Origin of the sequence: Mycobacterium sp. E3339 (assembly GCF_001666915.1) — a bacterium.
In the GTDB taxonomy this organism is placed as follows: domain Bacteria; phylum Actinomycetota; class Actinomycetes; order Mycobacteriales; family Mycobacteriaceae; genus Mycobacterium.
Genome location: NZ_LZIZ01000232.1, coordinates 1 through 10,892, shown reverse-complemented (window position 1 = coordinate 10,892; position 10,892 = coordinate 1). Strand labels below are relative to the sequence as shown.

Genomic DNA, 10,892 nt, shown 5'->3' with positions numbered 1-10,892 from the left:
CCCGTGCGGGCGGCCGGCGTGTGGTCGCAGAGCCATTCGCTGGTGTTCGACGTGTCGGTGTGGGAGATCTTCGGCGCGCTGCTGCACGGCGGACGGGTGCTGGTGGTGCCGGACGCGACGGCCCGGTCCCCGAAGGACCTGCACGCCCTGCTGAGCGCCGAAGAGGTCACGGTGCTCACCCAAACCCCCTCGGAGGCCGGCATGCTCGCGCCCGACGGTCTGGACGCGGCCTTGGTGGTGGCCGGGGAGGCGTGCCCGGAGGAGGTGGTGGACCGCTGGGCGCCCGGGCGGACGATGCTCAACCTCTACGGCCCCACCGAGACCACGATGTGCGTGGCGATCAGTGCGCCGCTGGAGCCCGATTCGGGCACGCCGCCGATCGGTTCGCCGGTGCCGGGGGCGGCGCTCTTCGTGCTCGACGCGTCGTTGCGGCCCGTGCCCACCGGGGTGATCGGCGAGCTGTATGTGGCCGGGGCGGGGATGGGCTACGGGTACGTGCGGCGGGCCGCCCTGACCGCGTCGCGGTTCGTGGCGTGCCCCTTCGGCGCGCCCGGGACCCGGATGTATCGCACCGGCGACCTGGTCTGCTGGGCCCCGGACGGGCAACTGCGGTATCTCGGCCGCGCCGACGAACAGGTCAAGATCCGGGGCCACCGCATCGAACTCGGGGAGGTTCGCGCCGTCCTGGCCGGGTTGGGCGGGGTCGAGCAGGCGGCGGTGATCGCCCGCGAGGACCGCCCGGGCGACCGGCGGCTGGTGGGCTATGTCACCGGGACCGCGGACCCGGCCGCGCTGCGGGCGGCGGCGGCAGATCGGTTGCCCGCCTACATGGTTCCGGCCGCGGTGGTGGTGCTGGACGCGTTGCCGCTGACGGTCAACGGAAAACTCGACAGTCGCGCGTTGCCCGCCCCGAAGTACACCGACGACGATCGCTACCGCCCGCCCGCCACGCCGGTCCAGGAGACCCTGGCCGACATCTACGCCCAGGTGTTGGGGGTGCCGCGCGTCGGGGTCGAGGAATCGTTCTTCGACCTGGGCGGCGACTCGCTGTCCGCGATGCGCCTGGTCGCCGCGATCCACGCGACCCTGGGTATCCCGCTGCCCGTGCGTGCCGTCTTCGACGCACCGTCCGTGCGCAGCCTGAGTCAGCAATTAGACTGTCATGCAAACGATTTCGTGGCCGCACGGCGACGCGGCGCCAGTTTCGCCTCGGTGCACGGCCGCGACGCGACCGAGGTGTACGCGAGCGATCTGACGCTGGACAAGTTCATCGACGCCGAGGCGTTGAGCGCGGCGCCGGCGCTGCCGGGTCCGAGCTCGATGGTGCGCACGGTCCTGCTGACCGGGGCGACGGGCTTTGTGGGCCGGTACTTGGCGTTGCAGTGGCTCGAGCAGCTGGAGTTGGTGGACGGCAAGCTGATCTGCCTGGTGCGGGCCGGCTCCGACGAGGAGGCGTGGCGGCGGCTGCGGGCGACCTTCGACAGCGGGGATCCCCGGCTGCTCGACCACTTCACGGAGCTGGCCGCCGACCACCTGGAGGTCATCGCCGGGGACAAGTCCGCGACGAATCTCGGGCTCGACGAGGACACCTGGCAGCGGCTGGCCGACACCGTCGACCTGATAGTCGACTCGGCGGCCCTGGTCAACGGCGTGCTGCCGTACAGCGAACTGTTCGGGCCCAACGTCGCGGGCACCGCCGAACTGATCCGGGTGGCGCTGACCACCAAACTCAAGCCCTACACCTACGTCTCGACCGCGAACGTCGGGGATGGCGTCGACCCGGCGGCGTTCACCGAGGACGCCGACATCCGGGTCGTCAGCCCCACCCGGGTTGTCGACGGCGCCTACTCCAACGGATACGGCAACAGCAAGTGGGCCGGCGAGGTGTTGCTGCGCGAGGCCAACGACCTGTGCGCGCTGCCGGTCTCGGTCTTCCGCTGCGACATGATCCTCGCCGACACCAGTTACGCGGGCCAGCTCAACCTGTCGGACGTGTTCACCCGCATGGTGCTGAGCATCGCGGCCACCGGCATCGCCCCCCGTTCGTTCTATCGCCTCGACGCCGGGGGCAACCGCCCGCGCACGCACTTCGACGCGCTCCCGGTCGAATTCGTCGCCGAGGCGATCACCACGCTCGGCAGCCAGGTGGTCGAGGGGTTCGAGACCTATCACGTGATGAACCCGCACGACGACGGCATCGGCATCGATCAGTACGTCGACTGGCTGATCGAGGCCGGTCACCCGATCGAGCGGATCGACGACTTCGGCGACTGGTTCCGGCGGTTCGAGGCCGCGCTGCGCGAGTTGCCCGAGCGTCAGCGCCAACATTCGGTGCACCCGCTGCTGCAGTTGCCGAGCGGACAGCAGGTCGAGCCCGGGGACCCGGGCCGCGGTTCGCTCGCCCCCACCGAGCGGTTCCGCGCCGCGGTGCGGGAGGCGAAGCTCGGTCCCGACGGCGACGATCCGGACATCCCGCACGTGTCGGCGCCCGTCATCGTCAAGTACGTGACCGACCTGCGGCTGCTCGGACTGCTCTAGGCGCCGCTCGTAAGACGCTCTGCGGCAGGGGGTTTCGCGCGGGTGGTAACCAGGTCGCGGCGTTCGGGCCTTGGCGTGGGGATTGCTGACTAACATGGCCGGTGATCGCGCCCGACGAAAGTGCTCACCATGACAACAGCTCGCGTGCCCAAATTGCCGCTCGACGAGGCCAAGGCCGCCGCCGACGAAGCGGCCGTGCCCAACTACATGGCCGAGCTGAGCATCTTCCAGGTGCTGCTCAACCACCCGCCGCTGGCGCGCGCCATCAACGACCTGCTCGCCACCATGCTGTGGCACGGCGCGCTCGACCCGCGGTTGCGCGAGTTGGTGATCATGCGGATCGGCTGGCTCACGGCGTGCGACTACGAATGGACGCAGCACTGGCGGGTGGCGTCGAGGCTGGGGGTGGCCCCCGACGACCTGCTCGGCGTGCGGGACTGGCAGGCGCACGACGGGTTCGGCGCAGTCGAGCGGGCGGTGCTGGCCGCCACCGACGATGTGGTGCGCGACGGCGCGGTGAGCGCGGCCAGCTGGGCGGCCTGCGAGCGTGAATTACAGGGTGACACAACGGTTCTCATCGAGCTGGTCACCGCCATCGGCGCCTGGCGGATGGTCGCCTCGATCCTGCACAGCCTGCAAGTGCCGCTCGAAGAGGGGGTGTCCAGCTGGCCGCCGGACGGGCGGTCGCCGGCGGCGGCCGTAATCGATTGACATATCGATCGATAGCTCTTTAGCGTCGGGCAATGCGAACGACAGTCGCCGAGATGCTCGGCGTCGAATTCCCCATCTGCGCGTTCAGCCACTGCCGCGATGTGGTGGCCGCGGTGACCAACGCGGGCGGCTTCGGCGTCCTCGGCGCGGTCGCGCACAGCCCCCAGCGACTCGACAGCGAGCTGGCGTGGATCGCCGAGCAGACGGGCGGCAAGCCCTTCGGGGTGGACCTGCTGTTGCCGCCCAAGTACGTCGGGGCGGACGAGGGCGGCATCGACGCCGCGCAGGCGCGGGCGCGGCTGCCCGAGGAACACCGCGCGTTCGTCGACGACATCCTGGCCCGCTACGGAATCACCGCGCCGGCGCAGGAGGCGCGCGCCTCCGCCGGCGGGCTCAACATTTCGCCCAAGGGTTACGAGCCGCTGCTGGACGTGGCGTTCGCCCACGACGGCGTCCGGCTGGTCGCCAGCGCGCTCGGGCCGCCCCCGGCGGATCTCGTCGAACGCGCCCACGACCGCGACGTGCTGGTGGCCGCCTTGGCCGGGACCACGCGGCACGCGCAACGGCACGCGGCCGCCGGGGTCGACCTGATCGTCGCGCAGGGCACCGAGGCCGGCGGGCACACCGGTGAGGTCGCCACCATGGTCCTGGTGCCCGAGGTCGTCGACGCGGTGTCGCCGGTGCCGGTTCTCGCCGCGGGCGGCATCGCGCGCGGCCGCCAGATCGCGGCGGCGCTGGCGCTGGGCGCCGGGGGCGTCTGGTGCGGCTCGGTGTGGCTGACCACGGAGGAGGCCGAGACACCGCCGGTGGTCAAGGACAAGTTCCTGGCCGCCACCTCCTCGGACACCGTGCGGTCGCGGTCGCTGACCGGCAAGCCCGCGCGGATGCTGCGCACGGCCTGGACCGAGGAATGGGACCGCCCGGAAAATCCCGACCCCCTCGGCATGCCCTTGCAGACCGCGCTGGTCACCGAGCCGCAGGTGCGCATCAATTCCGCGGCCGCGCACCCCGGGGCCAAGGCGCGCGAGCTGGCCACCTACTTCGTCGGCCAGGTCGTGGGCTCCCTTGACCGGGTTCGTCCGACGCGGGCGGTGGTGCTCGACATGGTCGAGGAGTTCATCGACACCGTGGGGCGGCTCGAGGGCTTGATCGAGCGCTGACCCCCGCCGGCGCCGTTTCGCGTGTGCGCCCACGGCTTTCGGTGTGCGCCCACGGCGGCGACACGCCGACGACCTCCGCCCTGGACGCACGCCCGTTTGCGCCCAGGGCCTGCCGGCCGCCACCACCCGACCGGCAAACCCCAGATGACCAAACGATGTCCAGCGGCCGAGTCGTACGCCCAGGTCAGGGCGGTGATCCTGGCAGAAACCTGTGGGGCCCCCGCACAGAAACGTAAAGATTGCGAAACCCCGCGCCGATGGGTTTGACCGCGTCGGACCCGTCGTGCATGATCGGTCGGGTAAGCACCTCGTTAGGTGAGGCGTCTACACGAATACAGGCCACTGACCCCGAACGTCGAAAGACGCCCCGGGTCAGGACAGCTCCTCCCGGCTTAAGGGTTGAGCCCAGGTGGCTTCCGGACATCGGACACGTCGTGTGGTGCCAAAGCTCTGACGAGAGGGGTGCGGATCTCCGACGGTCGTCGGGTTTCTGCTCCTCATGCTGCGCGTGATCGCGTGCGGGCCCCCGCATGCGTCGTGACCGCGAGGAGGTGAGGGACACATGAGTTCCAGCGACAGTCCGGACCGAAGTCCGAACCCCGTCACGTCCCCATCCGGTCTCCGGCACGACGTTCTCGGCTGAGGCGTCACCACGCTAAGTGCCTTATCGGCCAAGCGTTCTCCGGATCGGAACCGCGACGGGACTTCGACACGTCAGTCCAGTTAGTCCCCGTTTTCAGGAACCCCGCCATCTCGGCGCCCGAGCGCCGAGCAAGATCTAGGAGGCGACCATGACCGTAGCTCTCTACGACGAAGTGGCCACCGTAGCGCCCGCCCGCACACTGAAGGTGGTGCGCGACGGCGAGACCGCCCCGGTGCGCAAGAAGGCCGCCGGCAAGGCCAACACCCCCGTCTTCGCCGGCGACCCGCTAGTGGAAGGCGCCACCCGGCTGCTGAGCATCCCGCTGCGCCACCTGTACGCGGCGCTGCTGCGGGCCGGTGTGCTCGAAATCCAGGCCTGATCGATGAACAGCGACCAACCAGGGCTCCAAGGGGCTACCCGGCCGCAGGTGTTTCCTGAGGCCAGGTAGCCCCTTGGGGTGCCGCGCCTGAGTAGAATCGAGCCACTGGCGTCGATCCGGCATCACCGGGGAGCCTTCGGAAGAACAGCCGGCTTCTTGCTCAGGCCGGCTCAGTAGAACCGAACGGGTGGGCCCGTCACAGCCTGGAAACGAGCGGCCACGCGACGGCGTGGCAAGCGGGGTGGTACCGCGGCGCTCGCGCAGACAGCGCGTCGTCGTCCCCGGCCTGGCCATAGGCACGCAGGAGACGACGCCACCGTGACAGAGAACGCGCAAGCCCGGGCTTATCCCAAGCCGGCGAGCGGCCCACCCGACTTCCCGGCCCTCGAGCTCGAAGTCCTCGACTACTGGGCCCGCGACGACACGTTCCGCGCCAGCATCGCCCGCCGTGACGGCGCAGAAGAATACGTGTTCTACGACGGCCCGCCGTTCGCCAACGGGCTGCCGCACTACGGGCATCTGCTCACCGGCTACGTGAAGGACATCGTCCCGCGGTATCGCACCATGCGCGGCTACAAGGTGGAGCGCCGGTTCGGCTGGGACACGCACGGGCTGCCCGCCGAGCTCGAGGTCGAGCGCCAGCTCGGCATCAACGACAAATCGCAGATCGACGACATGGGCATCGCCGCGTTCAACGACGCGTGCCGCGCCTCGGTGTTGCGCTACACCGACGAATGGCAGGCGTACGTCACCCGGCAGGCCCGCTGGGTCGACTTCGACAACGACTACAAGACGCTCGATCTGTCCTACATGGAGTCGGTGATCTGGGCGTTCAAGCAGCTCTGGGACAAGGGCCTGGCCTACGAGGGATACCGCGTCCTGCCGTACTGCTGGCGCGACGAAACCCCGTTGTCCAACCACGAATTGCGCATGGACGACGACGTTTACCAAAGCCGCCAGGACCCGGCGCTGACCGTCGGCTTCCGGGTGGCCGACGGCCCGCTGGCCGGCGCCCACCTGCTGGTGTGGACCACCACGCCGTGGACCCTGCCGTCGAACCTGGCCGTCGCGGTCAATCCCGAGGTCACCTACGTCGAGGTCGCGGCCGGCGACCGTCGTTTCGTGCTGGCGCAGCCCCGGCTGGCGGCGTACGCCCGCGAGCTGGGTGACGAGCCCGAGATCCTGGGCACCTACTCCGGCGCCGACCTGCTCGGCACCCGCTACGTGCCGCCGTTCCCGTATTTCATGGACAGCCCCAAGGCTTTTCAGGTGCTGCCCGGGGACTTCGTCACCACCGAGGACGGCACCGGCATCGTGCACATGGCCCCGGCCTACGGCGAGGACGACATGGCGACCACCGACAAGGCCGGCATCGTGCCGGTCACGCCGGTCGATTCCAAGGGCCGCTTCGACGCCAGCGTCCCGGATTACCAGGGGCAGCGCGTTTTCGACGCCAACCCGAACATCATCCGGGATTTGAAGAACGGCAGCGGCCCCGCGGCGGCCAACGGCGCGGTGCTGCTCCGCCACGAGACCTACGAGCACCCCTACCCGCACTGTTGGCGCTGCCGTAACCCGCTGATCTATCGCGCGGTGTCGTCCTGGTTCGTCGCGGTCACCGCGTTTCGCGACCGGATGGTGGAACTCAACCAGCAGATCACCTGGTACCCCGAACACGTCAAGGACGGCCAGTTCGGCAAGTGGCTGCAGGGCGCGCGCGACTGGTCGATCTCGCGAAACCGGTACTGGGGCAGCCCCATTCCGGTGTGGAAGTCCGACGACCCGGCCTACCCCCGCATCGACGTGTACGGCAGCCTCGACGAGCTGGAGCGCGACTTCGGGGTGCGGCCCACCAATCTGCACCGGCCCTACATCGACGAGCTGACCCGGCCCAACCCCGACGACCCGACCGGCCGCAGCACCATGCGCCGCATCCCCGACGTGCTCGACGTGTGGTTCGACTCGGGCTCGATGCCATACGCCCAGGTGCACTACCCGTTCGAGAACGCGGAGTGGTTCGACACGCACTACCCGGGGGACTTCATCGTCGAGTACATCGGGCAGACCCGCGGCTGGTTCTACACGCTGCACGTGCTGGCCACCGCGCTGTTCGATCGCCCGTCGTTCAAAACCTGTGTCGCGCACGGGATCGTGCTCGGGTCGGACGGCCAGAAGATGAGCAAGTCGCTGCGCAACTACCCGGACGTGAGCGAGGTGTTCGACCGCGACGGCTCCGACGCCATGCGGTGGTTCCTGATGGCCTCGCCGATCCTGCGGGGCGGCAACCTGATCGTCACCGAGCAGGGCATCCGCGACGGCGTGCGCCAGGTGCTGCTGCCGCTGTGGAACGCGTACAGCTTCTTGGCCCTCTACGCGCCCAAAGTCGGCACCTGGCGCACCGATTCGCCGCAGGTGCTGGACCGCTACATCCTGGCCAAGCTCGCCGAACTGCGCGACGACCTGACCGGTGAGATGGACACCTGCGACATCTCGCGGGCCTGCGAGCAGCTGCGCCAGTTCACCGAGGCGTTGACGAATTGGTATGTGCGACGGTCGCGTTCGCGGTTCTGGGAAGAGGACGCCGACGCCATCGACACCCTGCACACCGTGCTCGAGGTGACGGCCCGGCTGGCCGCGCCGCTGCTTCCATCGGTCACCGAGATCATCTGGCGCGGCCTCACCGGCGGGCGGTCGGTGCACCTCACCGATTGGCCCGGCGCCGAAGCGCTGCCCGCCGACCCCGACCTGGTCGCCGCGATGGATCAGGTCCGCGAGGTGTGCTCGGCCGCGTCTTCCCTGCGCAAGGCCAAGAAACTCCGCGTGCGCCTGCCGCTGCCGAAATTGACCGTGGCCGTGGAGAACCCGCGCCGGCTGGAGCCGTTCACCGACCTGATCGCCGATGAGCTCAACGTGAAGAGCGTCGAGCTGACCGACGCGATCGACACCTACGGCTCCTTCGAGCTCACGGTCAACGCCCGCGTGGCCGGGCCGCGGCTGGGCAAGGACGTGCAGGCCGCCATCAAGGCGGTCAAGGCGGGGGAGGGCGTCGTCAACCCCGACGGCACGCTGACGGCCGGGCCCGCGGTGCTGCAACCCGAGGAATACAGCTCGCGGCTGGTCGCCGCCGACCCGGCGTTCACCGCGGCGCTGCCGGACGGGGCCGGCCTGGTGGTGCTGGACGGCACCGTGACCCCGGAGCTCGAGGCCGAGGGGTGGGCCAAGGACCGCATCCGCGAGCTGCAGGAGCTGCGCAAGTCGACCGGGCTGGAGGTGTCCGACCGGATCGCCGTGGTGATGTCGGTGCCGGCCGAGCGGGCCGACTGGGCGGCCGCGCATCGCGACCTGATCGCCGGCGAGATCCTTGCCACCCGTTTCGAATTCGGGGAACCCGCCGACGGCGCCGATATCGGCGACGGCGTCCGGGTGAGCATCGCCAAGGTGTAAGGCGCGCTCAGGGGCACATGAAGGCGATCGGCGGGGGTGGTCTTCGCCGATCTCGTCGTGGCGGCAGGAAACGAGCAACGGCACGGGCATAGCCGGGTTGACCGCGCGCGCCGCGCAACGACGTGCCGCGGGCGGGCGGCGCCCCCGGGGCCCGCGCCCCCGGCACTCGCGACTCAGATCGCCGCGATGATCTCCGCCCGCTTGCGGGTGTAATCGGCGTCGGTGATCGCCCCGGCCGCGCGCAGCTCCTCGAGCTCGCGCAGGCGCTCGGCGGCCGGGCGTTGCGGCGCGGCGCCCGCGACGATGTCTTCGAGCCGCCGGCCGCCGATGACGATGTTCGGCCCGGCACCTTGCGGCGGCGCCGCCGCCGCGCCCAGCGCGTCGATGATGCGTTGGCCCGACTCGTCCTTGGCGATGACGAAGGCGTGCGGCAGGGCCGGGATGCGCTGGCCGGAAGCCGCCCGCTGCGCGGCGATCTGCTGCGCCACCCGGCCGCTGTCGCCGTCGATCGGCAGCCACAGGGTGATGATCTGCCGGTCGTCGGCCAGCCCGCGCGCCCTGGCCGCCACGTCGTTGCCGGCCTGGGCCCGAAAGCCCGAGCGATCCCACGCCTTGAGGACGTTGCCGGGCACCAGGACGCCTCGGTGCTGCTTGTCTTCGAGCGCGTAGATGCCAGACGCGGTGACGGCCAAGATGAAACTCTTCGGTAGGCCGGTGCCGTTGGGCACGCTTCGCCAATTCACCTCGCCCCCGGCCGACGGATACATCTGCATGGCTTTGGTCGACGTCTGCTCGCATCGCGTGGCCGCCTCAACCGGTTGACGCAGGATTTCCGCCGCCACGGCGGCGGCCTGCTGGTTGAGCGCCGGGTCGTGCTGCGCGCGGGCCCTGAACTTCATGGTCGTTCCTTTCGCGTGTGCCCTCGGGCGATGGTCTGCATCGGTATGCCAGCGAACCGTCCCGGCCGCGCTCCCGATCCCAACAATTCGGCCTCGGTGGCGCCGGCCTCTCGGCTCACCGGGTTCCGTCTTGCCCTAGCCGTCGGGCCGAGATGCATTGCGCGACAGCGTCATACCCTTCGTCCAGCGCTACCATTCCCCGATTGGTGGGATGCCACTTGTCGGGCTTCCCCTCGCCCCCGACGCTCAGGTAGACCAGTTCGCTGTGCTCCAACACCTGCAGGGCCCCACGCACGGGCCCGACGAGCTTCTTGAAGCTCGTGGCTCGCTGGCCGCGGGAAGTGAACTCCGCACGGCGGAGCACCCATTTGATGACGTCGTACTGGGTCAACGGTTTGCCGCGCTTGGGCCCGTCGGGCCCGAATGCGGCCATGAGTTGCGCGGCCAGCTCCTCCGTCGGCGGCAATGCGACCAGGCGGGCGAACTCGGCGTCTCTGGCGCGCCGTGCCTCGGCCCGCGCCGCCTTCAGGCTTCCCAACAATGACACGGCAGTCCTTTCACGCCCGGTTCTCGAGCGCTCGTCAACCTACTGTGCGCGATTGACCGCTTCGGCGCATGAGGTATTCGCCGCATTTTTCCCGAAAAATGTGTCCGCGCCGTCCGGGCTGGCTGCTCCTACCTGTGACGGCGGCCCATCGGGGGTCGCGACCACAGTGAGGAACAGCCATGAGCGCCATCGAAGACTTTCAGTCGACGACCTTCGCCGCCCTCCCGCACGAGGACCTGACCGTCGGCGAGGCATGGGCCTCGAGCCCGCTGGGCGACCCCGAGATCGAGGACGGTTCGCTGTCCCAGCCCGGCGAGTTTGACGACTCGGCGGCCACCAACGTGATCGCGAAGCCGCGCTCGCGGGGAACGAGCGCCCTGCTGGCGGGGGCGGTGGTCGCGGCGTTCGGAGCGGTCGCCGGGCTCGGCCTGCTGCTGATCGACGGCTCCAAGGACCACAAACCCGCCGTCGTGGTTCCGAATTCCAGCGTCGGTTCGATGACGCCGGCCGGCAGCCCGGTCGCGCCGCCGCCCGTGGCGCCCAGGATGTTCGCGGCCTCGGCGTCGGTCAG

7 protein-coding genes, 1 pseudogene and 1 riboswitch are annotated in these 10,892 nt (G+C 69.9%); of the genes and pseudogenes, 6 read left to right on the top strand and 2 right to left on the bottom strand.

Features of this window, described 5'->3' with window-relative positions; translation table 11 throughout:
* The 5 genes from A5702_RS22190 to ileS form a co-directional block, all read left to right on the top strand.
* Positions 1–2,538, top strand: a 2,538-nt coding sequence (locus tag A5702_RS22190; protein ID WP_156669714.1) for a thioester reductase domain-containing protein, incomplete at its 5' end; no start/stop codon positions are given.
* A gap of 129 nt (positions 2,539–2,667) precedes the next feature.
* Positions 2,668–3,249 carry a carboxymuconolactone decarboxylase family protein gene (locus tag A5702_RS22185; protein ID WP_068223790.1) on the top strand — a complete coding sequence of 194 codons (582 nt, stop codon included), beginning with the start codon at positions 2,668–2,670 and terminating at the stop codon, positions 3,247–3,249.
* 32 nt (positions 3,250–3,281) lie between these two features.
* Entirely contained in the window at positions 3,282–4,409 is a 1,128-nt protein-coding gene (locus tag A5702_RS22180) for a nitronate monooxygenase family protein (RefSeq protein WP_068223787.1), read from the top strand.
* Positions 4,410–4,709: 300 nt separating this feature from the next.
* Positions 4,710–4,878, top strand: a riboswitch (M-box (ykoK) riboswitch).
* 322 nt (positions 4,879–5,200) lie between these two features.
* A complete protein-coding gene (locus tag A5702_RS22175) occupies positions 5,201–5,431 on the top strand; it encodes an Rv1535 family protein (protein ID WP_067820064.1) in 231 nt (76 codons plus the stop codon).
* 318 nt (positions 5,432–5,749) lie between these two features.
* Positions 5,750–8,875 carry an isoleucine--tRNA ligase gene (gene ileS, locus A5702_RS22170; RefSeq protein ID WP_068223784.1) on the top strand — a complete coding sequence of 1,042 codons (3,126 nt, stop codon included), beginning with the start codon at positions 5,750–5,752 and terminating at the stop codon, positions 8,873–8,875.
* A gap of 173 nt (positions 8,876–9,048) precedes the next feature.
* Here ileS and A5702_RS22165 read toward each other — a convergent pair whose 3' ends face one another.
* Together A5702_RS22165 and A5702_RS22160 are read right to left on the bottom strand one after the other, a co-directional pair.
* Positions 9,049–9,774 carry an SHOCT domain-containing protein gene (locus A5702_RS22165; RefSeq protein ID WP_068223781.1) on the bottom strand — a complete coding sequence of 242 codons (726 nt, stop codon included), beginning with the start codon at positions 9,772–9,774 and terminating at the stop codon, positions 9,049–9,051.
* A 115-nt stretch (positions 9,775–9,889) separates the two neighbouring features.
* Positions 9,890–10,321, bottom strand: a complete 432-nt coding sequence (locus A5702_RS22160; protein WP_068223775.1) for a hypothetical protein — start codon at positions 10,319–10,321, stop codon at positions 9,890–9,892.
* Between the two features lie 179 nt (positions 10,322–10,500).
* On the opposite strand from A5702_RS22160, the pseudogene A5702_RS22155 reads away from it, so the two are divergent.
* A pseudogene (locus A5702_RS22155) lies at positions 10,501–10,892 on the top strand (hypothetical protein); the annotation flags it as partial.

Excerpts from the sequence above, each read along its gene's own strand:
- A5702_RS22185 (WP_068223790.1), top strand. The coding sequence starts at position 2,668 with ATGACAACAGCTCGCGTGCCCAAATTGCCGCTCGACGAGGCCAAGGCC.
- A5702_RS22180 (WP_068223787.1), top strand. The coding sequence starts at position 3,282 with ATGCGAACGACAGTCGCCGAGATGCTCGGCGTCGAATTCCCCATCTGC.
- A5702_RS22165 (WP_068223781.1), bottom strand. The coding sequence starts at position 9,774 with ATGAAGTTCAGGGCCCGCGCGCAGCACGACCCGGCGCTCAACCAGCAG.
- A5702_RS22175 (WP_067820064.1), top strand. The coding sequence starts at position 5,201 with ATGACCGTAGCTCTCTACGACGAAGTGGCCACCGTAGCGCCCGCCCGC.